Origin of the sequence: Chitinimonas prasina (genome assembly GCF_030160395.1) — a bacterium.
GTDB classification, from domain to species: domain Bacteria; phylum Pseudomonadota; class Gammaproteobacteria; order Burkholderiales; family Chitinimonadaceae; genus Chitinimonas; species Chitinimonas prasina.
Window position 1 is genome coordinate 1,120,100 of the sequence record NZ_BSOG01000002.1, and the last position, 24,042, is coordinate 1,144,141.

Sequence of the window (24,042 nt, forward strand, 5' to 3'; positions counted from 1 at the left end):
ACCGCGGGCTAGCTTAGGCTAGCCCGCGCCGGCCGCCCGCTCATACCTTTCTCGCCCCTAACACAGTCATCCCCTACACCCAGCAAGGAAAGAGCATCATGAAGGAAAAGAAAGCCAAACCCATGGCCATGGATATCGGTATCTCGGAAGCAAATCGCAAAAAGATTGCCGCAGGTCTTTCCGGACTATTGGCCGACAGCTACACCTTGTACCTGATGACACACAACTTCCACTGGAACGTGACAGGCCCCCAGTTCAACAGCCTGCACAATATGTTCATGGCGCAGTACACCGAACAATGGAACGCGCTGGACATCATCGCCGAGCGCATCCGCGCCCTCGGTTTTCCGGCACCGGGCACCTACAAGGAATTCGTCAAACTCGCCTCGATCAAAGAAGTGGAAGGCGTACCCAAGGCCACCGACATGATTCGCCATCTGGTATCCGCCCAGGAGGCCGCTGCCCGCACCGCCCGCAACCTGTTCGACATCGTCAACGAGGCCAACGACCAGCCTACCGCCGATGTACTGACCCAGCGCCTCGACGTGCACGAAAAAACCGCCTGGATGCTACGCAGCCTGCTCGAAGAGTAAACCAGCCTGCAGCTAGACAAGAGGCGCTGCCGGCCACCCATCGCCTGCAGCGCAGCCAGCCCCAAGCTGACCTATAGTACCCAGGCTGTCCGCGGCCGCAGGCAATCCAGGCATACAGGCCCGCTAGCTGTAGCATCAGCCGTGGTAGGCAACAAACCAGAAAAAGAGACGGTAAACCACTGGAGGCAGATCAATGGGCGCGAGAAATCGTGGCATTGCCAGTACGGTACAAAGCGTAAACCAGGACCGTATCACTACACGGGTGCAACTGGCCGACTTCAAGCGCACCAACAGCCGCATCGGCAGTGCCAGCCAGCAACTGGGCGCATTCGCAGCCGATCAGGCCAATGCCGCCCATCGCACCTCGCTAGTCAACCGCAGCGGCCAAAGGCTGACATCGGTCACGCTCCACAATACGCCAGAGGCAACCGGCCTGATTGACCGCGCAGCCACCTCCATGGCCCGCGAAGCGCAACTGGGCAAGAGCAAATCGCTCAACGCCGCCCAGCGCGCATGGCTGGCCGACATCATGCAACCCACCTGGTCACGGCCTACCCACGGCGCCGCCGTCATGGGCCATTTACAAACCGCCCGTCGGCTGGAGGAATCCAGCCGCGTGTTCGACACCATCGCCACGGCAGCCCAGAACAACTTCCCCGCCGACTTCAGCGTGGTCAGCAAGCGTGGGCGGGTACAGGGGCTGATGCAAAGTACCAACCTGGATTGGGCCGGCCGGCAGACCGAGAACACCGCCATCGGCTTTCTGGGCACCCATCCCAGAAACATCAGGAACCCCCAGCGTACTCCTGGCGTTGGCACGGCCATGATAGGCCACGCCCGCGAACTCGCCCGCGTCAACAATTCCCGCGCCATCACCCTGGGCGCCGAAGGCGCCGAAGCACAGGGCTTCTACCGGCATCAGGGCTTCCAGCATGAAGACGGCAGGGCCTTGCAGCCCGAGCACTTCAGCCATCGGACATTGCCGTTGAAGCTGCCATTGCGGTAAGTCGTGGATCTGGCTGAAGGCAACCCACCAACTGCTCAGATTGCTGATTAATGAGTGATAGACCGAATAGGGGTAGGTCAGCGCAATACTCGATGTACTAGATGAGGCAGATACACGCTGCCCATTGGTGCCCCGGTCAGGCCTAAAGTGGCAGTGAGGGACCGCCAGAGCGGCATAGCACGGAGGCGCACCAACAAGCGCAGCTTGTTGGCTGTCTTGTCAACTTCAGGGTTAGGGCCGACTCAGTAGGACGCAAAGTGTTCGGTGGCCTACCACATCCGGGTGGGCGTCGCTTTGGAGACGTGCCTTGAACCCACCTGTCCCGCCTGTGCAAGCCTAGGCGCCGCCCAAAGCACTCAGGGCACTCGACAACAACACTTGGGTTGGCCAAAAAACGTCTGCAAATCCGAGTGCTATAAATCGTAAAGGTGTTGACTCCTAATAAAAATCTAAGCTTCTCACCAACCCCAATAGAGGTCGCAATAGAGGTTGGTGCAAGCTGGAGGTGGAAACCGTGTATCGCGACAAGTTGGCAAGCACGCCTGTAATCCTGATAGTCGATGACGCCATCGCCAATGTTCGGATCATGCATGACGCTGTTAGGGATCTAGGAACAGTGCTCTTTGCGACCGATGGCAGCTCAGCCTTGCAGATGGTGAGCGAACATCATCCGAACATCGTCTTGCTCGATATCGAAATGCCCGGCATCAATGGGTACGAAGTCTGTCGTGCCATCAAGGCAGCTCCCCATCTAAGCGACATAGCGGTCATTTTCGTTACTTCCCATGACGAGACGGGTTACGAGCTTCAGGCACTTGCGCTAGGCGGCGTGGACTTCTTGCAGAAGCCGATTAACGCTGCAACCGCTCGGGCGCGCGTTAAAACACATCTGGAATTGCAACTCAAAACCCGGGAGCTCGCACTGGCAAGGCAAGATTTGTCAGACATGATCGAGCACTTGCCTGCCTTCATCTCATATTGGGACATCGACCTCAAGAACGAATTTACCAACGACTTGCACGGTAGGTGGTTTGGCGTCCCCGCAAGAGCGATGTCCGGCATGCACATGAGGGACGTGCTCGGCCCGCTCAATTTCTTCTCCATCGACGTACACATTGAAGCAGTTCTACGGGGAGAGAACCCTACTTTTGATCTCACCTTCTATCGAGACAGCGGGGATTTGCTGTACGGGCAAGCGTCTATGGTTTGCAGGGTCGTCGAAGACAGAATTTGTGGCGTGCTACTGCTTATTACTGACATCACAGAGCGCAAAACTGCTGAAATTTCCTTGTATGACGAGAAGGAGCGTATCCGGGTTACCCTGAGTTCAATCGGCGACGCCGTGCTGGCAACGGATGCGCATGGCAATGTCACGTTCCTGAATCCAATTGCAGAAGACATGACGGGTTGGCTCACTGACGAGGCCGTCGGCCAGCCCATCGAAACTGTGATGCCATTGTTTGATTCCATTTCTGGCCACGAAACGACCAACCCGATTCGCCATGCGTTCAGGGAAAAACGGGTTGTCGGTATGGCCATGAATACCTCGCTGCGCCGCAGGGATGGCCGACTATTTCAGGTAGAAGACTCGGCCGCGCCGATTCGCGATCATCAAGGGGAAATCACCGGTGCGATCGTAGTGTTCCACGACGTCAGTGAGGCCCGGGCCATGCTGATCAAGATGACGCATCTTGCGAACTACGACGCACTGACCAATCTTCCGAATCGAATGCTTTGGCACGATAGGGCAGAGCAAGCCATGCAGGTAGCCAAGCGCAGTGGTAAGCACGTCGGCATGATCTTGCTCGACATAGACAACTTCAAATCGGTAAACGACACGTTCAGCCATATTGTTGGTGACAACATACTTCGGCTGGCGGCCCAGCGCCTGACCTCAAGAGTGAGGCCTTCAGACACCGTGAGTCGGCAAGGTGGAGATGAATTCACGATACTGCTACCGGACCTAGACGGTATCGCCGAAGCCACCGAAGTGGCTAGCAAGATTCTGTCCGCAATGATGGAGCCCTTCTGGGTGGACGGCCAACGCTTTGACTTGTCGGTCAGCGTGGGTATCAGTCTATTCCCGGACGATAGTGAAGATCAGGATGTTCTCTACCGGCACGCAGATGCCGCCATGTATAGGGCGAAACAAGGTGGGAAGAACCGCTACGAATTTTTCTCGACCGATATTGAAGAGCAGCTGATCGCCAGGCACATGCTGGAGCGCCATATGCGAGAGGCAATTGATCAGGGCCAGTACTTGGTTTACTACCAAGCCAAGGTAGATGTTGACTGCGCGCAGGTCGTCGGCGTCGAAGCACTGGTGCGATGGAAAAACTCAGCTGATGAGCTAGTCTCGCCGGCCAAGTTTATTCCTGTGGCAGAGGAAACTGGTCTGATTGTGCCGCTGGGTGAGCTCGTGATGCGCAGAGCGTGCGAAGACGCCAGGCGCTGGCACGAGCGGGGTGCAAACATCGTGATCAGCATCAACGTTTCTGCCGTGCAATTTGAAATGGCCAACTTTGTCGACAAGGTTAGCCAGATACTGCATCAAACCGGCGTCCGACCCGATTTGGTCGAACTGGAGATCACAGAAGGCGTCCTGGCTCGAAATCACGTCCAGGCCAGAGACACCTTGCTACGCCTGAAAGAGCTTGGGCTAGGAATAGCGATCGATGATTTTGGCACTGGCTACTCCAGCTTGGCTTACCTCAAACGGTTTCCGATCGATGTGCTGAAAATAGACCAAGGGTTTGTGCGAGACATGCTAACAGACCCCAGCGATGCCGCCATCATTACCGCCATCGTGCATTTGGCACAGAACTTGGGGCTTGAGCTGGTTGCCGAGGGGGTGGAAGTGCAGGAACAAGCCGCGGCACTACGAAATAAAGGGTGTCGAATCATGCAAGGCTACCTATATTCCAAACCAGCGCCCTTTGACGAGATCAGTGAACTGATATTCGTAGCTTAGCGACACCAGGAAAGTCGGCTAAGCCACCTGGCCCATGAAGTAACGAATGCTGTTCAGTCTTACGAGAAATTACCGTCACTAGTAGGGGTAAGCAATGCAAAGCACGGGATACTTGGGCTGGTTCAATCGTCGAGTACATGTAGTATTTTTTCTGCTGCTTATTGCCAGCGTCCATGGCGCGGATGGGCAGGCAACCATTCCCGTTCGATTTGCTCCTGAGAAGGATTATGGCCCATTCGTCTATGTCGATGAGAAGAACGAAGTTCGGGGACTGTCCATTGACATCCTCAACGCAATTAGTATGTCAGCGGGACTAAAAATCGAAACCTTACCGGCACGTAGCCTATCTGAAATACTCGACATGGCGAAAAAGGGCGAGGTCGATCTCATATCATCGCTACGTCCTACGCCAGAACGCGCCAGTTTCCTCGACTTTTCTTCCCCCTATGTTTCTGTTCCTGCGGTATTGCTGACACGTGCTGACAAAAAAAGAGGGACAACGCTCAGTGACCTCGAGGGGCAAACCATCGCAGTAGGGAAAGGCTATGCCGTTGAGGGATTTGTACGGAATCGCCACCCCAAGATTCAGTGGATTGCCGTTCCTGACGACGGTGCGGGCATCGAAGCGCTGCTGGCAGGGCGCGTCGCAGGGGTAGTCGCCGACATTGCCAGTGCGTCATTCGTGATTAGAGAAAAGAAGGCAAATGGCCTAATGGTGCAAAGCCCGATAGGGTTCGAATATGCTCTGAGCTTTGGTTACAGTAAGCAGCGGCCCGACATCGGGATAGCGCTCGAAAAAGGCATTCGAAACTTCAGCAATCAAGATCGCACCACAACGTTAAGTAAGTGGATAGATGCTTCCGAAACCACTGCAAAGGATAGCGTGCGAGTAGCCATTGAGAATATTGCACTGGGGGCACTTGGTGCGAGTATTCTACTGCTCGCGGCTTTTGCCATCAGGCGGAAATTATCTAAAAGTGAGTGAGGTGAGAACTGTACGCCCCTTTAAGGCAAACGGACCAAGCACATGCGAATAATCAACCTCAGATATATTTTTTCCAGCGCGATCATCTACTTCCTGCTTGCAATCGTCGGAATATTTTTATCACGACAACCCGGGAGTATTGCAACAATTTGGTTAGCCAACGCTGCAATGGTTGTTGCGTTGCAGCGTCAGCCAATTAAAGCTTGGCCAAGTCAGCTTGCCGCGATCGGCACCGCCATGGTGCTTGCCAATGCCAGCTTCGGAGACCCTTTCTGGTTTTCGCTTGCATTTGTACCAGGAAACCTATTTGAGATCGCGGTCGGTGCCTACTTGCTTAAGCGTTATGTTGTTCTACAAACATGCCTAACCGACCCTACAGAACTACTTAAAACCCTGGCCATTGTTGGACTGATTCCTTCAACGATAGGCGGCACACTAGGCGCAATGGCACTGGTCGCTTACGACCTCGGACAATTCGAACAGGTTTGGATGGCCTGGTCGATTGGGAGCCTAATCGGCAGCTTGTCTGTTTTACCCTTGGGCATTCTCCTGCTTAGTCGAGAGTGGTCTGCGCTGAAAAGCCAATTACTCAGCACGACAAGTCTGATTTGCTATCTTCTCGTCATTGCGGCTTCTCTATATGCACCGCTATCACTCCCCTATCCATTAGTTTACATATCTGCTTCGCTTATCGGCGTTGCAGTCATTGGACGAATCAGTGCCATTTCAATAGCACTGCCGTTGATGACATTGAGTTTAGCATCATTAATCGCGCTAGGGTATTTCTACCCCCCCCCAAGCGCGAGCCACTTCGCCAACCTGCTGTTTTACCTACCCTTCATCATTACCATGCTCCCGCCGCTCATCACCGCAGCGGCTTTTGAAAAAATTGACAACGTCAATCTACGACTCAACGAGAGCGAGAAAACTTTCCGCGGACTGTATAGTAAAACACCCGTAATGATGCACTCGCTGGATACAGACGGACGCCTCGTGAGCGTAAGCGACACCTGGCTTGCCAAGTTGGGATACCGTCGAGAAGAAGTCCTAGGTCGAAAATCCATCGAGTTCCTCACACCAGCGTCACAAAAACATGCCCTTGAAGTGGTATTGCCACAGTTCAATAGAGACGGATATGTCGAAAATGCCGAGTACCAAATGCTTTGCAGAAATGGAAGTGTCATTGACGTTCGACTTTCCGGCATTTGGGAGTTGGACTCGAACGACCAACGCATTCGTACTTTGGCCGTCGTCATTGACGTAACCGAGGAAAAGAAACTCGCCGCCCTCATTGATTCCGAAAAATCCCGCCTCGCTTCGATCATCGACGGCACAGGAGTCGGGACTTGGGAATTGAATGTTGCGACCAGCCAAATCCGATTAAACGACCGCTGGTTTGAAGTATTGGGCCATTCACGTTCGGAATACTCCAGGGCCGACTGGGAGGCACTCATTCATCCCGATGACATTGCGGCATATCAGGATCTATTAGAAAGACATATCAAAGGCATCAATGCAACTTATAGCCAAGAACTAAGAATGCGCCATAATGATGGCCAGTGGATCTGGATGTTGGCGAAAGGGAGAATTTCGACTTACGCCGACAACGGCTCCCCCGAATGGATTTATGGTACGCATTTAGACATTAGCGACATTAAGGCGTCGGAGCAGGCTGCGGAAGAAGGAAAGGACTTCCTTGAACGTACTGGCCAAATAGCTGGCATTGGCGCTTGGGCTGTGGATTTGAAACACAATCAGGTTATGTGGTCAGATCAAACCTGTCGTATCCACGATTTGCCACCAGGGCATGTACCAACAATGGAAGAGGCACTCAGTTATTATGAGCCGAGTGCGCGTTCACGTATTCAAGAGGCCATTTCTACTGCGATTGAAACGCATCAACCCTGGGACTTGGAACTGCCCATGGTTTCCGCTTTTGGCCGGTTCATTTGGGCTCGCGTAGTTGGCGAAGTGGAGTTGGATCGCAATGGTCAGCCCGCCAGACTGGTTGGCGCCTTTCAGGATATTACCGAACGCAAGACCGCTGAGGCGGAATTGGAGCGCTTGAACTCGTTGATTCGCAACATACTCCAAGCTGCCTCTGAGGTCGCGATTATTGCGACCGATGTGGATGGTGTAATTCAGGTGTTTAATTCGGGCGCCGAACGATTGCTGGGATATCGGGCTTATGAACTGTGTGATAAACAAACCCCAGCGATTTTTCACGACCAGGAAGAAGTAGAGGAACGCGGGCGGCAACTATCGGCGGCGCTCGGCTCGCAGATTGTGGGCTTCAAGGTGCTTGTGGCGATCCCTGAGATAGAGGGCGCTGAAATTCGGGAGTGGACGTATGTGCGAAAAGACGGGGGACGCGTTCCCGTTTCGCTAACCGTTACCCCCATGAAGGACGGCGGAGGGAAGGTAACCGGCTACCTGGGTATCGCAACCGACATCACCAGAGTCAAAGCCGATCAGCGGGCAATTTCTGCCGCTAGAGATCAGCTTGAGTTGGCCATAGAGGTGGCTGAGATGGGTATCTGGACCTGGGATATCGCGTCAAATACGCTGATATGGAATGACCGCATGTACCAGTTCTACGATCAGCCTATGGAACTCAAAGCCGGGGGCCTGAGTTATGAGAACTGGCGTGAGCGAGTGCACCCTGACGACGTCGACGCCGCTGCTGCGAGACTCATGGCCGCACTGGAGGGTAAGGCTACGTTTGATCCCACCTTCCGTGTTGTGCGACGCGATGGAAGCGTTCGCTACATCCAGGCTGGTGCGCAGGTTGAAAGGGATCAAGCAAGGAATCCGATCCGAGTAACTGGCATAAATCGCGATATCACGGACCAGCTGCAACTTGAGAGCAGCTTGCGGCGTGCAAAAGAGCAAGCTGACTTTGCAAGCACAGCAAAGTCATCGTTCCTGGCGAATATGAGTCACGAGATTCGTACGCCGATGAACGCGGTCCTTGGCATGCTGCAACTGGTTCAGCGAACCGCACTCGATGCGCGTCAGCAAGACTACGTTGCCAAGGCAGATACAGCGGCTAAATCCCTGCTGGGCATCCTGAATGACATCCTCGACTTTTCAAAGGTCGAGGCCGGTAAGTTAGAGCTCGACCCTCATCCGTTCGATGTGGAGCAGCTACTACGAGATTTAGCAGTCGTGCTCTCCGGCAATCTTGGCGGTAAGGACGTTGAACTCCTGTTTGAGGTTGACCCTGCCTTGCCGAGGACCTTGGTGGCTGATCGACTCCGACTACAACAAATTCTGATCAATTTGTCCGGCAACGCGATCAAATTTACTCAGCAAGGTGAGGTTGTCATCTCCTTCATGCAGCAAAGCCGGGCCGATCACCATGTCAACCTTCGGATAGCAGTTCGAGACACAGGAATCGGTATCGCTGCGGAACAACTGGAAAAGATTTTTGATGGCTTTAGCCAAGCAGAAGCGTCAACGACACGACGCTTCGGAGGAACCGGGCTCGGTCTTGCAATTAGTCGGCGTCTGGTCCAAATCATGGGCAGTGATATTGCAGTAAGTAGCGAACCAGGCCGGGGGAGTGAGTTTTCGTTTGAGCTATGCCTGCCAGTCAGCGACACGCCCCCTTTGGTCACATTAGTTCCAGATCTTCCTCGTTCCCTGCGATTGTTGGTCGTTGATGACAACCCGACGGCGCGTGAGGTGGTATCCGGTTTCTGTGAGCACCTTGGTTGGCATGCAGACCAAGCGGCGAGCGGCACCGAGGCGCTTGAGATGGCCAATCAAGCTCGCCTTGCTGGAAAAAAATATGATGTCGTGCTGATGGACTGGCACATGCCCGGCATGGATGGACTCACGACAGCATCGGTGATGCGTGACCTCCCGAATGCTGACAAGCCACCAGTCATTGTGATGGTCACGGCATACGGCCGGGAAGCCCTCCTAGAGTCCCAGGCAACGATGAATGCACCGTTTGCCGACTTTCTTACGAAACCCCTTACGCCAAATCAACTCACAGATGTGTTGGCCAGAATCCTGTCGGGTAACGCGCCCGCAAGGCCGCAAAGTCCCGTACCGGAACACCCCCGCCGACTGGAGCGTATCCGGATACTTGTGGTCGAGGACAATGCACTGAACCGACAGGTAGCGCTTGAACTGTTGAGTGCCGAAGGCGCGAGAGTGACAATGGCCGAAGCAGGGCTTCCCGGTGTTCAACTGGCAAGTGAATCCGCTCAACAATTTGACGTTGTGCTGATGGATATACAAATGCCGGATATTGACGGCCTAGAGGCGACGCGTCGGATTCGGCAAAAGATCTCCAACACCGAATTGCCGATCCTTGCGATGACTGCAAACGCATCCGGCGATGATCGAGAGGCGTGTCTCGCTGCCGGAATGGACGGCCACATTGGTAAGCCCTTCGACATTGACGAGTTGGTATCGAACATCGTTCGGTTGGTGGGGCAGGAAAGCCCCCCCCCAGGCTCCCCCTCTTCACCCGAGGGTGACGGCTACCACCAGGCCATTACCTCGGCACTGCGACGATTCGGCGGAAATAAGTTGCTGCTGAACGCGACGCTGGCCTCATTCAAGAGTGAAGCGAACCAACAGCTAGCCCAGTGCGAACGAGCGATCAGCGCGAAGTCCTTGATAGTTCCCTTGCATACCCTCAAAGGGCTGGCAATGACTGTCGGCGCAAATGAACTAGGGGAATATGCAGCCCAACTGGAGCGTGGCGTCAAACAGCGCGGAGACAGCAATTTTGAGCACCTGACCACGGATCAAGTATCAAAATTGCGCCAACTGCTGGAGCAAAACCACAGCGCATTGACAGCGAAGTTCGCAGAGGTTGTTGGCATAGAACCCCAGGAGACCATACCGCTGCATGAAGCGCTGACGATATCGGCGACCGTGAATCGTCTCACCGAGATCGTTCCTTTACTGGAGGGTGGGAACATGAAGGCGATTGAAATGATGGACAACCTAACACGCGAAGTCAGCCCAACCGTGTTGGAACGCCTGCAACCGATATCAGCTCATATCCAATCGCTGGCATTCCTGGACGCCATTGGCCAGATAAATGCTTTGGTGAGCGACCTCACTGCCTGATCGTAACCGGCTGTAGGTGAATTTTCCGATCGCCCTCAGCCGCTTTAGTGGATGAGCAACCCGTCAACAACTTGTTCGCTTTGTTGCAAAACGCAGCTGTAGATTGAGTCCCATCAAACACCGGAAAGATAGGTGCTGTGCGCACCATTTGCGGTGCCGCCAGTTGGGTAGAAAGGCTCAGCAGAAACACAAAGCCCCGCTAAAGCGGGGCTATTGCTTGGCCATTGATTGCCAACGGCGCAAAAATTTCAGCTTTTGGGGCTAGTGAAATTTCACTTTATGGGGGCGAAATTTCAACTTATGCCACTACGTACACCAAATGTGCATAGAGGCAAATATTGAAAATCACCTCCATGAAAGATCAATGACTTACAATCGACCGCTCAACCAATTGATAGGATCGATTTAAGCCATAAGATGATGTATCTGAAATTTCACGGCAAAAGGTGAAAATCTTGCATGACGAACCACATTTCACCGATGACGTACGCCCCCTAAAGTGCACTATGACCGCACACCGATCCAGCACCGCCCTACTTCCCTGAGGGTCGCCTAGGCTGCATGTACTGCTACAGCGTGAAGGCTGGCGAATTAGCCACAAACGGGTCGAATGGGTTTACAAGGAAGCAGGCTTATCCCTGCGGCTAAGGCGTCGACGTAAGCGGCCCGGTCATCTGCGCGTGGTGCAGCCGCCACCGATTGGACCCAAACAGAGCTGGGTCGAAAACGCAGAACTCCAGGTGCAAATCGCTGAAAACACGGACTCTCATCACCCAGAGAGTACGCCGGGCAGATACACCGTCGTCAGATACAGGGCTAAGATGAGTGCGCAGAACGCAACGATAGACAGGACGACCCCCACAATCCCGCCTCGGAATACCACCGCGAAGCAAGCCAAGGCGCCAAATCCTTGGGCGAGAGGCCACAACCATCCCCCGGTCCACTTCCAACCCAGTGCGTCATACAGAATCAACTGCGGAATCAACCATCCATGCAGCCCTGCATATCCAGCGAAGAGGAGCAGCAGGACTTTGCTACCTGGTGATGCGGCGTTGTAGTCGATGCGGGGCGCTACACGGTCGGTCAATACATACAGGCCAGACATCGCGAAGACGTACGCCAGGCCAAGCAGAAAGGCACCCATGGTCTTACGGCTTCACGCCGAAGATGGCCTCGAATTGATCAAGCACCAGCCTGTAGACCTTGCCATCGTCCAATGTGATCGCTGTGGGTACAGAGTTGGGCACCGATGCCGGGAAGGCTAAGGCCAGACGAGCAAAGGCAAAGGGGTCCGCATTACACGAGACAGGAGAGGCTTGGCCGCTCAGGATCAGCGATTTCCAGCTGGCCGCTTTGTCGTCGGCGCAGAGCACGCCCTTGAGCTTGGACTGCGCATCCGGGTTGTGATCGAACCGCAACGAGGTCGGCACGATGTAGACCGTAGCATCCAGCTGCTTGGCCCGCTTTTGAAGCGCATCTTCCAGTTTGCGGCAGCTGGGGCAGTCGAAGGCAGTGAAAAGCAGCACTTGTCGCTTGCCGGTACCGAAGGTGTAGGTCGGGAACTGATCCTTCGACAGACTACCGAGCCATTGTCGATAGAGCTGCCGTTGCTCGTCCTGCGATAGGTCCTGACCGCGCTTGGGACCGGACAGGTAGGTATATCCGGTTTCCGAGTTGCCCAGCACGGTCAGACGCTCATCAACGTAGGCACGTGGTGTGATGTGCTCGGTGCCAGGAAAGTACACCGCATACACGCCTGAGATGGGTGAGGCGCGGACAGCCGAAGGTTTATCGACGAGTTGCGCCCGCAGGCTCTTGAGGATGTCGGTCTCTTTGGCGGCCAGGGCGCTGGTTGTGAGTAGCGCGCTCATCATTGCCAAGACCACGCGATTTGCCAGAACAGCCACTTTGCTTTGCGTCATCGTATCTCCGGAGCGGTATGGAAATAGAACGTGACCGGTAGCTCAGTGATGTCTTCCTCCCAGGCATCCACGAAACGACGAATCTGCTGGATCGCTACGGCATCGTTGCCGATTCGATCGGCGTAGAGGCGCATCGTCATTTGCACCGCTGCTTGCAATGCCAATAGCGGATCGAGATCGGCGCTGGCCATCTCAGTCAGACCACGCTGTGCGTGATCCAAGAAGATGCGTGCGGCCGAATCCACCTCGTGTTGAAGTTTCTCTCCTTGTCCCATGGCCTTCCTCTGGTGCGGTTATTGATTGGCCGGCTATATGTCATCGGTAGCCGGCTGGACTCTATAAGTGACAATTTTGCCGTGGTTTTGCTCTATTGTCACTCATAGGGCGTCGTCTCATAGTGGCCCACTGCCTAGCATCTTTTCCCTTTGGGGACGAGAAATGCAGGAAGACCCAAGGGTTACGTTCGGACGGAGGTTGAGCGAGCTGAGGAAAGTCAAGGGATGGTCGCAGGAAAAGCTATCCTTGGAATCAGGCATCGCGAGGAGTTACTTGGGTGGCGTTGAGCGTGGCCAGCGCAACATTGCGCTGCTCAACATCTGCAGGCTTGCTGAAACTCTGGAAGTCCCCATTGGAGAGCTATTCCAGCACTGGCGCTAGCTGTTCACGGAATCCCCCCGTTGGCGCAGACTGATCCGGTGAGCACTAATCTGGGGGTGAGAATCTGCGCCTTCGACTCTACTGAGCTCGCTTAAGGTCCGAATGCCCGCCGCATATCCGTCCACCACTCGCTGGTAAGATGCTCCCCATTTACCGATGTTTAGCCTTTCCCAGCTTTGGCACTGGTTGGTAGCCTGTTGGCACCGCCTCATGCGTTTCTGCTTTCCAGGTCTCAGGCGCGTCAACTATAGGCGTGTGAGGGCTACGCGCCCGACCGGCCACAGTCGGCGCAAACCAGACTGGGTAGTACAGGAAGTGATTCGGCTGAAAGCACTAACGGATTTAAGCTGCCACAAGGTTGCGGACAGCTTCAATCGCCTACATGGGGCCAGGCGTGGCATGACTGTTGGCAAGACCTGGGTGGCCGAGACGATCAAGCGACACCATTATGCTATCGCTGATCTACGGCTGCGCTGGAAGCGTGAGACACCGAAACTCATGCGATGCAATCAGGTCTGGGGATTGGATTTGACGGGCAAAGGGGATCAAGATGGCAATCGCCACACCCTGCTTGGCATCATCGATCACGGTAGCCGACTGGCGATGCACTTGGCACCGGTTGCGGACAAGCGCACTGTCACACTATTGAAGGTGCTGATCAGTGTGGTGGAGACCTTCGGCCCACCCAGGGTCATCAGAACCGACAATGAGGCGGTTTTCCGTTCCTGGTTATTTTGCTTTGTACTGAAGCAGCTCGGCATCCGACAACAGTTTAGCCAACCCGGCATGCCTTGGCAGAACGGTAGAATCGAAAGGCTATTCGGTACTTTGAAAGGCAAGCTGAATCAGCTTAGGGTTGCCGATCTGGTGGGACTGCAGCAAGCCATGGCCGAGTTTACGTTCTGGTATAACACGATACGGCCCCATCAGCATTTGAACGGGCGTACGCCACTCGAAGCCTGGCAAGGGATGGATCCCTACCAGCAGATACCCAAGGGGGCATATCTGTTCCAGGCTTGGGATGGCTTGCTGGCAGGCGTCTATTTGCGCAGGTAGTGCACCGCAGCCGTTGGAAGCAGCACAGGCAACGGAAGGCTGTCCGGGAACAAACGCGTCCAGCCCTACCGAATTGCACAAAATTTAAGCAATCCGGCAGCTATCGCGCGGCTGCCGCTGACAAGCTGTCGGTCTGGTGGCCTGAAAAGTGGGGGGCTTTTAGTGAAAAATCCCCTCTCTATGGGCACCCTAACTGTTGCGGACTAGCGGACAGGGCAAGGCTGTCCGGGAACAAACGCGTCCAGCCCTGCCGAATTGCACAAAACTTAAGCAATCCGGCAGCTATCGCACGGCTGGCGCTGACAAGCTGTCGGTCTGGTGGCCTGAAAAGTGGCGGGATATTAGTGAAAAGCCCGCTCGCTATGGGTACCCTAGCTGTTGCGGACGAGCGGACAGGGCAGCGGACAGGGCACTTTTGCAAAGCCTCCCTAACATTAAAGCTGACAGTAAATATCAGCCTGCATGTGCAATGCCGCCAAGAAGAACTCCTCTAGGCAAACTACTTTTTCAAGTAGAAGTGAAGTGCTGATTGTGCAAAAAATCTCCTCCCTACGCTCATTCCATCCATATACAAACTGGATGTCGTGCGTAGGTGTTGCAGACAGTGTGCCCTTTATTCTCTCGAGAGCTTCGATAGCGCTAGGTATTAGCTGGCTAGTCAACACCTCCTCTTCATACTGAGCAAAGGAGGCCTCACCAACCTGATTCAGATGCGCCCAATAGTTAGTGAAGAACAGCCACTCCGAAACCTCCGGCGGTAATTTTAGCTCTCTTGCCGGATCATTTTCCGACATGCCAACATTTAAGAAGTACGATGGATGCATGCTTAGTCCGTATTGGTAAAGTGCGTAAGGGCTTTTCTCACATCCGCCGGAACACCTGTCTCAGAAACACCGTTTTTTTTAATCAACGGCACGTTATTAGGAATAGAGTTTCCGAACTGATCAGTGTATCGAAGCGGTCCGGTAACCGTGGTGTCTTCAACCCTGAAATAATCCCCAGCATTGTCGTATACAACCTGCTTTCCAGTCGTCGGGTTTGTATAGAGAGTTTTCCCCGAGGCTGTATAGGTAACCACCGGGCTGTCTCCTGCAATGCGGTCAATAGTTTCTCGTAGCGAAACACCTTGCTGGAAATCAGCAAACTTCTCCGCCCTTACCTTTCCAGCAGGATTGAAAATTGGTCCATTTAGGCTTGGGCTCGCTGTCGCGCTTCGAGCAAGGCGCGCCTCAAGCCCTATCCCCCCAAGCAGCGTCAAGATAAGCGAGTCTTCACGCTCCCGCTTTGCCGCTCCTTCACTCGGAACCCTGGCTGTCATGTAATCAAACGGGACACCTTGCTTCTTGGTAATACCCCAAGCAGCGGCCGTCTTAGACCAGCCCGACAGGATAGCGAGTGCTAAACGTCCTTGTGCATTACCGGCGGTACCGAAGTACAACCGCTCTTCTGGTGAGAGCGGTGTCGCTCTCAATGAGGAGTAACTTCTTGCAGCCTTGTCCTTGTCTACCAGTTGCAGCTTACACGGGTTCTTATCCGACAAGCAATTCACCGGCCCTGCCCCGGCTGCTGGCTTGGTAGTGGATGCGTCGAACGCATAGAACGAGGTGCTTCCTTTGGGCTTGCAGCCCAGGTAGCTACAGGGTTCCCTGTCTGCTTCTCGTTGGGCTGCGCGCGCCCACTCTATGTCCCAAACAGTATCCGCCCCCAGAATGCCTTGTGCCCGGTTTGCCGCAAATCCTGTCGGGTCCGTCATATTGGTGGGGTTGTTCCACACATACGTGTAACGGTTGTAGCTCTGGCTATGCTCCGGTTCCTGAATCAACGGGTCTGCGCTCATGAAGCGCGCGATCAGTGGTTCGTAGATACGCCCGTTCATGTGCACCAGGTCTAGCTGGTCCAGCATTTCGTGGCCAGTGTAGCCCTTGTTGTCGAGCCCACCTTCCAGGTGGTCAGGGGTGCCGCTGCCGTTCAGGTTGCGCCGCTTGCCCCAGGCGTCGTAGCCGTGCTTTTGCGTCAGTTCACCGGCTTCGTTGCTGATGCCTATGACGCTGCCCAGCCGGTCGGTATGCGTCCAGTAGCGCTGGGCGGTGCCGCTGCCCACCACTTCTCGCTCAAACCCGAGGCCGGCTGGCCAGTAGGTCTTGAGGGTGGTGACGCTGCCTTTGATTTCCACTTCCATGCTGCCGGCGTAGCGGGTCTGTGTGCCGTCGCTTTGCGTCTGCTTGATGCGCTGATGTTCCGGCCCGTAGACGAATTGGCTCCAGTCGCTGCCTTTGCTCAGACGGTGTGGCATGTCGAAGCTGGTCCAGCTCTGGGTACGCCCTGGGGCGGTTTCCATATTGCCGTTGGGGTCGTAGCTGAAGCTGCCCAGGCCGGGTATGGCGAGGACGGCATGGGGCTGCTTTACGCCGGGGCCCTGGGTGGGGTAGACGTAGTCGCCGCTGCCGACACCGGTCTTGCTGCGCAGGTTGCCGTTGGGGTGGTATTCGAAGACTTGCTTGGCCTGTGCCTGTACGGTGCTTTCGGTCAGGCGGTTGAGGCTGTCGTAGTCGAACTGTTCGTGGAAGCCTTCGCTGCCGTTCCAGTACTGGGTGCGGGTGGCGACGTTGCCGAGGACGTCGTAGGCGTAGGCTTCGCTCAGCCGTGCGGGCTGGCTACTGTTTTGCGGTCGTTCGTCCTGCAGTCGGTCTGACTGCAGGCGGCCGGTATAGACGGAGTAGTCGGTATGGACGGTGAGGCCGTTGCCGAGCTGGCTACGGCGACTGCGGCCGGCGGCGTCTTGGCTGCCGGCTTGCCAGATCAGTTGCTGGCCGTACCAGTACTGGCTGAGCTTGCCATAGGCGTCGTAGCGCTGATCCAGTGTCTTGACGGGGTCGGTGCCACGTTGCTGGCGGGTTTGGTACAGCCTGCCCCAGGCGTCGTACTGTGGGGTGCTGGTGTAGCGGCCGTTGCTGCCGGTGTCCAGGATGGTGGTGACGGTGCTGGGCCGGCCCAGGCTGTCGTAGCTGTGGTGCCGTTCGTATTCGCGCGGGCAGGTGGCGCTGGTGTCGATGCCACTGCAGGTGTAGGCGCTGGCCAGTTGGCCTATGCCTTTGGTGGCGGTGTCATAGACCCAGTAGCTGATCAGGTCGGTTTCGCGCCGGTTGATCAGGCGGCCCAGTTCGTCAAACTTGAACTGGGTGGCTTGGCCTTGGGCTCGCTGCTTGGGGCTGATGGTCTGCCAGGTCTGGCCCAGGGGGTTGACGCGGTAGGTGATCAGGCCCAGGTTGGGGTCGTTCAACTCGACCTTGCGGTTGAGTGCGTCGTAGCGGACGGTGATGATGTTGCCGGCGGTGTCGGTGGTCTGGACGAGGTTGCCCCAGGCGTCGCGCTCGAACAGGGTGATGCCGCCCAGGGCATCCTGGGTTTTGATCAATTGCCCCAGGGGGTCGCGCTCGTCTACCTTGGTCTGCTGCTTGGCGTTCTGGCTGGTGATCAGCAGGCCATTGTAGATATTGGTCGCCACCAGGTCACGGTTCTGCTCGTCTTTGCTGTACTGCCGGATGACGCGGTTGAGGTCGTCGTATTCCTGCCGGCTGGCTTCATAGGCGGTATCGCCTTCAAAGTAGGGTTGGTAAGTGGTGTCTGTGCGGCCTCGGGCGTCATAGGTCTGCCGGGTATGAACGCGACGTGTCACCGGCTGAGGGGGTTGCTGGCCGTTCAGTACATAGCTCCAGTGCAGGCTGCCCATCTGGCGGCCGGCGTCGTCGGCAAAGACCAGGGTGGGTACGGCGGTGCGCTGGCTGCCCATGAAGCTGTCGGCAAAGGTGACGGTGCGGATGGCGGGGTGGCTGCCGTCACTGTATTGCTTGTGGTAGTAGCGCGTGACGCTGCCATCGGCGCGGGTTTCGCTGTCTTTGCGGCCAAAGCCGTCTACCGCCCAGTGGGTGGTAAGACCGTTGGGGCCGGTAAGACTGGTCTGTGCGCCGGTACGGCTGTCGTAGCGGCGTATTTCCTGATGGCGCTTGGCGTTGTAGACGGTTTCGGCGAAGCGGCCCTTGCTGTCGTACTGGACTTCTTCGACTACGCGGGTCTGGTTGGCCTGTTCGGCGGGGTCGTACCAGGCCTGGGTCTTGGTATTGACCAGGCCGAAGTTGTTGCCGCTGCGACCATAGGTGGTTTTGACCTGGTAGTCGGCCAGGGTCTTGCCGGCGTCGAGCGCCCAGGGTGTGACGGTTTCGGTTTCGACCTGGCCCTTGCTGTTGTAGGTGTAGTGGGTTTGCACGCCGACCGGTGTACTGCCATTACGGCTCTTGAGGGCGGCGGTGCTCTCTATTTCGCCCAGGCGCCAGGCGGCAATGCGGCCGGCATCCATGGGGTAATAGCTAGTGCTGGTGGTGGTGACATGGCTGACCGCGCCGAGGCTGGTGGTGCCGGTGGTCGTGCTGCTGGTGGTGCGCAGATCCACCCACGGACCGTCGCTGTAGCCGTTGCTGCTGGTGGTCGTGCCCAGTGCGGCGCCATTGAGATCGCGCTTGCTGCTGGTACTGGTGGTGACCACGGGTACCAGGGTCTTGGCACCGTTGGGGTGCAGAACCTGTTTCTGCACAAAGCCGCTGTGGCTGGCCTCGCTCAGGGTGACGCCCCCCAGGACAGATCGGCTGGCCAGCGGGTAGCCGATATGTGGCCAGGTCTGGTTGATCCATTGGCTATTCTGCAGGCCCGTGGTCAGGTCGGTGCTTTGCACCTGGGCAAAGCCTAGGCTACCACGGCCATTGGCTTCGACTGCTGCGCCAGCGTATTTGAAGGCGGTGCTCAGCCAGCGGGTGTTACCGTTGTCCAGCTTGCCGCTCCCCTGGTGCAGTTCGTTGGCCAGTAGGCCTAGCTTGGCTTGGGCAAACTGTGGGTAGCTGCGTGTAATGGACGCACCTTGGGCGTTGAAAGCGTCGCGGCTATAGACGGTGGGCAGATTGCTGTTGGCGTAGCCGACGCGGGTTTCCTGGCCCATGCCGTTGTAGACATTGATGATGCGGTCCAGTGCCTGGCCTTCCAATGCTAGGTTGGCAAATGAGGCAATTTGCCACTGCCCCCGGTCGGTATAGCTGTTGGCAGCGATATCCGGGCGACCGTCGCCATCGTAGTCCCCTACCATTTGTTCGCCGTAGGGGCTCTGGCTATCGGCGTTGTTCTTGCATTGATTGCCGGTACCCCATATCCGGCAGATATAACTGCCGGACATGCCGTCAATATGACCGTCAGCATCGACATCCGTCAGATGGCTTGCGCCGAACTTGGGCAGGATTTCTGCCTGCAGTTGGCAATCGAAGCGCTTGCCGGTCGAGTAGCACAGACGCTTCACATCGGTCATGAGCAGCAGATCAGCATAGCCATCGCCGTTCAAGTCCTGTACCAGTTGGCCGTTGCGCGCGGCCTGGCGCACTTCGGCGCCAACATCACTCGATGCAGTGGAACTGAACCAGACGCTGCAATCGAAACCCGTCTTGGCAGTGAGGCAAACCTGGACTTCCATGACCAGGTTGGCATTGATACCGGTGGGGAAGACGCGTACAAAGTCGCCCAGGCCATCGCCATTCAGGTCGCCGGAGAAGGGGGTGATATCGGCTTGCGGGTCAGGGAATTCGTCCATGGTCGGACGCTGCTCTGGCTCTGGTATTACCTTGGATACCTGCGCCCAGTCCTTACAGGTAAATCCGGTTCCGGTAGATATGCACGCCTTGCCACCAGTACTCCCGCGCACGACGATGTCGGTACGGCTGTCGCCATCGACATCGGCGGGCATGTAGGGGTTTTTCTTGCCATCGGTCGCCACTGCGCCCCAGTTGCTACAAGTAAAACCACTACCGCCTTCACGCAAGGTGGAGCGGCACACCATCAGGTTGCCATTGTCGGGGTAGGCCACATCTGTGACACCATCACCGTCATAGTCGCCCAAGAGCATGGCCGTGGCATGCAGGGTGGCGTTGCCACCCACAGGGGTCAGCGGGCGATGAGTCCAGTTGCCTGCCGTCGACTGGTATAGGTTCCAGTTATCCGACAGCAGATCGTCACGGCCATCGCCATCAAAGTCAGACTGATTGATATGGTGGTACTTGTTGCCACCCGTCATGCCCTTGGTCACTAAATCCGGGCCGTTACGCGTGCTGGTAATAAGCAGTTTTGGGCTGGCATCGCCTGCTGGCTGGCCCCAACCAAATCGTGTTGCAGGCAAACACTTGGGCGTGCTGCCCACTTGCGCACCTTCGCACGCCTGTATCGACTCCAGGCGGCTGCGGCCACTGGTGGGGCTAGGCGCACCGTAGGTAAGCGTATAGACCACACCCGCTTTGCCGCCGTTACCGGCCGCATCGGTGTCCGTATAGGTCTGGATCGCTTCCAGCAGTTTGCTGCGGGTCACCTTGCTGCCAGACAAATATCCTACTTCGGTATCGGGTCGATCCTGTGCGCTAAAGACAAAGCTGACCTTGGCGTAATGCGCCTGATTGGCTGCGTCATTGCCGCCCCAGCGGATTTCCACGGGGAGATGTTCACCTCGGGTGCTGTCCTTGCTATAGCGGTAGTCAACCAGGTTGCCGTTGCGATCCTGGGTACGGCGTATCGCCCAGCTATTGGCTTGCTGGTCTACCCGGCCCTGCGCATCAACTTGGCTGTTGTCGCTATCGCCGTAATACATGATCTGGCCGGATTTGCTCTCGACCTTGAAGCCCAGCTTACCGCCAGTGTTACTACGGGTAATGCGGCTATAGGTTTCGATCTCGGTGCGGTATTCCGCATCCTCACGCCAGTAATCTTGGTCATTGGCGGGGTTGGTCCCGGTACTCACCAGTGTCAGGCGCTGGCCATCCAGGCAGAGGCGATCCTCAAGATCAAAGCGTACTGCCCCCACGACGCCATCCTGAACCAGCGTCTTGTTGCAACGATGGATGGCGGAGAAACCCGACAGGCCCCAGCCCAGGCCGGCAATCCCGTTGCGTGCTTGGCTGCTGTAATTAAGGCTGACGCTGGGGACCATGCCATTGGTGCCTGGCGGTAGGCTAATCGGCAGGCTAAAGGTGGCGGCGCCGCCATTGACACTCAGTTGGCCCGGTAGGCTGCCAGCATCGGGTTTGCTCAGGTAGTTGCTGAGGTCGGCTTCAATATCGCTGGTGATGGCGATTGGTGTGGCATCGCCAGGCCCGCCAGCGGCGACCACTGAAATAACCGTTCCTGTGCTGCTCGACGTCCCGATCACCATCGAGGTGTCATAGGCCTTGGCAATGATCTTGTGGCTACCCAGGGCGGCGGTCGTCCAGTTCAAGGTCGCCACGCGTAAGCCATCTGTCCCCGTGGTAAAGCTGATGACGTCCCCTATCCGTGTGGTACCGTCACTGCCACCAAAGAAAGTCACCTTCTTCACATTGACCGTGCCCGAGCCGAGCTTGGCCTGCAGTGTGATCGGCGTACCCTGAATGTACTGGCTGCCCGAGAGCGGGCTGGTGAGGCCGATACTGGCGTTGCCGCCACCCGCATCCACATAGACCTGTCGTGTGCTTGCGTTTACCTTGACGCCACCGGACGTGACGCTGGCACTCACCAGGTAAGGTGCAGTGCGGGCGAGCAGCCCGGTCTTGCGGGCCACATAGGTGTCTGCTTCAGTGTCTGGCACGCCGGCCAGTACTTCGCCTTCAACCGTAAATTCAACCTTGTCGATGGTGGCGCCAGCCTCCTTGCCCGTCACCTTGGCACGCAGGAACAGGTCGGCACCTAGGCTACCGGTGCTGATACGGGCATTGTCTTCGGGCGTGGTAAACCCCAGATTCAGCGTACCGGGCATCAGGCAGTTGCTCGCACCGCAGCTCAAGGCGCTGAGTTCGCCATTGCCGCTGCGTTGGCCGTAGACATACAGGGGGATCTTGCCGGCAGTGTTGGCGGCGGTGATATCGATCTTGAAGCGGTGGCCTATGTTGGTGCCACAGCGGGTATTGCTGTCGTCGCGGGTTTCGTTGCTGAGGTTGGCCGTGCCGCTGCCGATAAGGATGCTGTTGGCTTGACCGTAGGGTTGCTGCCCAAAGATACGGATCTGTATCGCGCTATTGATGCCGGTTTCGCAAGCCCAGCCCCGCAGGTAGACATTGCCTGCGTCGCGGTAAACACCATCAATGACACCCTGCACGCTGCCGGCCGTGCCAGTACCCAGGGTGAAGGGGATCTCATGCTTGGTAGTGCTGGCCTGATTGTCTGTTGCGCGTACCTCGAGGTAGTAGTTGCCCGGATTGCCACTGTATAGATGGCCACTGAAGCTGAGCGTGCCGGCCGTGCCTGAGATACTTTTTACTGGGATGCTGCCGTAGCTGCCCGTGGCAGTACGGACAAAGGCCTCCAGCTTGACCACTTGGCCTTGGCCGGTAGGGTTGCCCGCTTCGTCATGGGTATCGCTGGCGCTGCCGTTCAGCAGGATGGTGCCTGCTTCGTTGGCGGGCGTTACCGATGCGCTCACCTTGGGCGGTACGTTGCTGACGGTGCCATTGACCAGGTCACTGGTAGCCAGGGTGGTGCCATTGCCGTCGGTACCATCTTTGGCGACGGCATAGAGCTGAACCGGGCCTGCGGGCGTTCCTGTCAGCAGGACGCTGGTAGCGTAGTTGCCTGTTCCATTGGTATTGGCAAAACCGATGTTGTAGTCCGGTTGGCCCGGAGAACGCACGAAAAAGGCGACGGATTTGATACCGTTCCCGGTGGTGGTCGCCGCCAGGTCGAGATTATGCGGTTGCTTGGCGACTTTCGTGCCCGCTGCCGGCTTGGTCAGGGTGACCTTCAAGGGGGGAACGACGTTGATCGTAAAGCTGCCGGATTCCGAGCTGCCGGCGTCGGTGTATATCTTGGCCTTGAGGGTGTGGGTGCCCAGCGGGGCGTTGTACCAGTTGTATTCGTAGGGCGTAGTGCTGACGTCAGTCAGCTTAGTACTGCCTTGGTAGAACTCGACCCGCTTGATGGGTAGGCCGCCACCATTGGTCGTGGTTTTGATCAGGATGCCATGGCCCAAGGGGAAGTTGGTGCCGCCTGCGGGGGCGATTATCTGGACACCGGGATGGACCGCCTTGATGGTGAAGCGAGGCGTGCTGTGGCTGACCGGTTGCGCGGCGGTAGAGCCTATCTTGGCATAGACGGTGGCGGTAACGATGTGTTCGCCTACCGCGATGTTGGAGAAACTGGCGCCGTAGGGTGCGCTGTAGTCAGGGACGGTTTGGACCACGCGGCCGCTGTCGATACGGCTGAGAATGAATTCAACTTTATCAATCGTGCCACTGACACCGTTGGCCTCGCCACCACTCGCGGTGGCTGCGACGACGTAATCACCGGGATAGTTCAGGCTGCTGGTGAGCGCCTGGACGTTGACGGTGGGTAGCGTCGGTGGACGGTGGACCGTAACGGTTACCGTATTAGACTTATAGGTCTGGTTGTTGGCGTCAACGCCGACAGCGTGGACCTGGTAGGTATTGGCTGGTACGTTGCTAAGCGGTAGCGAGTAGATGCCGCTGACGCGCTGGTCAAGATAATCACCATTCGCGTAGAACATGACTTTGGTGACGGCACCACCAGTGACGGTGGCGGTCAGCGTGACGCTGGCGGGGGCGGTGAAGGTCGTTCCGCTGGTGCCGAGCGTGACATTGATGGCAGCCCAGGCTGAGCCGCTTGCGATGAGCAGCGCGGCGACAACGGTAAACAAGCCTGTGCGCAGTGCGCGCAGGAACCCAGCGTATGCAGTTTGTTGCATACGTCCC

Annotated in this window: 12 protein-coding genes and 1 pseudogene; 8 read left to right on the forward strand and 5 right to left on the reverse strand. The window is 56.6% G+C overall.

What is annotated here, in order from left to right:
• Positions 1-128: 128 nt before the first annotated feature.
• From QQK16_RS12235 to QQK16_RS21225, 6 genes and pseudogenes are all read left to right on the forward strand, one after another.
• Positions 129-593 (forward strand): Dps family protein, encoded by a 465-nt coding sequence (locus QQK16_RS12235; protein WP_308447029.1) that lies wholly within the window; start codon positions 129-131, stop codon positions 591-593.
• Positions 594-786: 193 nt separating this feature from the next.
• Complete coding sequence (locus QQK16_RS12240) at positions 787-1,599, forward strand: GNAT family N-acetyltransferase (protein WP_284196749.1); 813 nt, start codon at positions 787-789, stop codon at positions 1,597-1,599.
• A gap of 514 nt (positions 1,600-2,113) precedes the next feature.
• Positions 2,114-4,570: a GGDEF/EAL domain-containing response regulator gene (locus QQK16_RS12245; RefSeq protein WP_284196750.1), complete on the forward strand. Its 2,457-nt coding sequence runs from the start codon at positions 2,114-2,116 to the stop codon at positions 4,568-4,570.
• A 94-nt stretch (positions 4,571-4,664) separates the two neighbouring features.
• On the forward strand, positions 4,665-5,555 hold the full coding sequence (locus tag QQK16_RS12250; protein WP_284196751.1) for a transporter substrate-binding domain-containing protein: 891 nt from the start codon (positions 4,665-4,667) through the stop codon (positions 5,553-5,555).
• Positions 5,556-5,597: 42 nt separating this feature from the next.
• Complete coding sequence (locus tag QQK16_RS12255; RefSeq protein ID WP_284196752.1) at positions 5,598-10,649, forward strand: PAS domain S-box protein; 5,052 nt, start codon at positions 5,598-5,600, stop codon at positions 10,647-10,649.
• Between the two features lie 545 nt (positions 10,650-11,194).
• Positions 11,195-11,311 (forward strand): annotated as a pseudogene (locus tag QQK16_RS21225) (IS3 family transposase); the annotation flags it as partial.
• Between the two features lie 107 nt (positions 11,312-11,418).
• Here QQK16_RS21225 and QQK16_RS12260 read toward each other — a convergent pair.
• The 3 genes from QQK16_RS12260 to QQK16_RS12270 are packed head-to-tail and all read right to left on the reverse strand — an operon-like array spanning position 11,419 to position 12,846.
• Positions 11,419-11,793 carry a hypothetical protein gene (locus QQK16_RS12260; RefSeq protein WP_284196753.1) on the reverse strand — a complete coding sequence of 125 codons (375 nt, stop codon included), beginning with the start codon at positions 11,791-11,793 and terminating at the stop codon, positions 11,419-11,421.
• Positions 11,794-11,797: 4 nt separating this feature from the next.
• On the reverse strand, positions 11,798-12,571 hold the full coding sequence (locus QQK16_RS12265; protein ID WP_284196754.1) for a thioredoxin fold domain-containing protein: 774 nt from the start codon (positions 12,569-12,571) through the stop codon (positions 11,798-11,800).
• Entirely contained in the window at positions 12,568-12,846 is a 279-nt protein-coding gene (locus tag QQK16_RS12270; protein WP_284196755.1) for a hypothetical protein, read from the reverse strand. The genes QQK16_RS12265 and QQK16_RS12270 overlap by 4 nt, the downstream gene beginning before the upstream one ends.
• Positions 12,847-13,009: 163 nt before the next feature.
• Here QQK16_RS12270 and QQK16_RS12275 point away from each other — a divergent pair, with 163 nt between their 5' ends.
• A complete protein-coding gene (locus tag QQK16_RS12275) occupies positions 13,010-13,228 on the forward strand; it encodes a helix-turn-helix domain-containing protein (RefSeq protein ID WP_284196756.1) in 219 nt (72 codons plus the stop codon).
• A gap of 399 nt (positions 13,229-13,627) precedes the next feature.
• Positions 13,628-14,284, forward strand: coding sequence for an integrase core domain-containing protein (locus QQK16_RS12280; protein ID WP_284196757.1), 657 nt, complete (start codon positions 13,628-13,630; stop codon positions 14,282-14,284).
• 434 nt (positions 14,285-14,718) lie between these two features.
• Here QQK16_RS12280 and QQK16_RS12285 read toward each other — a convergent pair whose 3' ends face one another.
• Complete coding sequence (locus QQK16_RS12285) at positions 14,719-15,108, reverse strand: hypothetical protein (RefSeq protein ID WP_284196758.1); 390 nt, start codon at positions 15,106-15,108, stop codon at positions 14,719-14,721.
• A gap of 2 nt (positions 15,109-15,110) precedes the next feature.
• The gene (locus QQK16_RS12290) at positions 15,111-24,035 is read right to left on the reverse strand and encodes an Ig-like domain-containing protein (protein WP_284196759.1); all 8,925 of its coding nucleotides are present in this window, start codon (positions 24,033-24,035) and stop codon (positions 15,111-15,113) included.
• Positions 24,036-24,042 lie beyond the last annotated feature (7 nt).

Bases quoted from the DNA above. Each gene is read 5' to 3' on its own strand.
- QQK16_RS12280 (WP_284196757.1), top strand. From the start codon at position 13,628: ATGACTGTTGGCAAGACCTGGGTGGCCGAGACGATCAAGCGACACCAT.
- QQK16_RS12265 (WP_284196754.1), bottom strand. From the start codon at position 12,571: ATGACGCAAAGCAAAGTGGCTGTTCTGGCAAATCGCGTGGTCTTGGCA.
- QQK16_RS12255 (WP_284196752.1), top strand. From the start codon at position 5,598: ATGCGAATAATCAACCTCAGATATATTTTTTCCAGCGCGATCATCTAC.
- QQK16_RS12270 (WP_284196755.1), bottom strand. From the start codon at position 12,846: ATGGGACAAGGAGAGAAACTTCAACACGAGGTGGATTCGGCCGCACGC.
- QQK16_RS12275 (WP_284196756.1), top strand. From the start codon at position 13,010: ATGCAGGAAGACCCAAGGGTTACGTTCGGACGGAGGTTGAGCGAGCTG.
- QQK16_RS12240 (WP_284196749.1), top strand. From the start codon at position 787: ATGGGCGCGAGAAATCGTGGCATTGCCAGTACGGTACAAAGCGTAAAC.
- QQK16_RS12290 (WP_284196759.1), bottom strand. From the start codon at position 24,035: ATGCAACAAACTGCATACGCTGGGTTCCTGCGCGCACTGCGCACAGGC.
- QQK16_RS12260 (WP_284196753.1), bottom strand. From the start codon at position 11,793: ATGGGTGCCTTTCTGCTTGGCCTGGCGTACGTCTTCGCGATGTCTGGC.
- QQK16_RS12285 (WP_284196758.1), bottom strand. From the start codon at position 15,108: ATGCATCCATCGTACTTCTTAAATGTTGGCATGTCGGAAAATGATCCG.
- QQK16_RS12250 (WP_284196751.1), top strand. From the start codon at position 4,665: ATGCAAAGCACGGGATACTTGGGCTGGTTCAATCGTCGAGTACATGTA.
- QQK16_RS12235 (WP_308447029.1), top strand. From the start codon at position 129: ATGGATATCGGTATCTCGGAAGCAAATCGCAAAAAGATTGCCGCAGGT.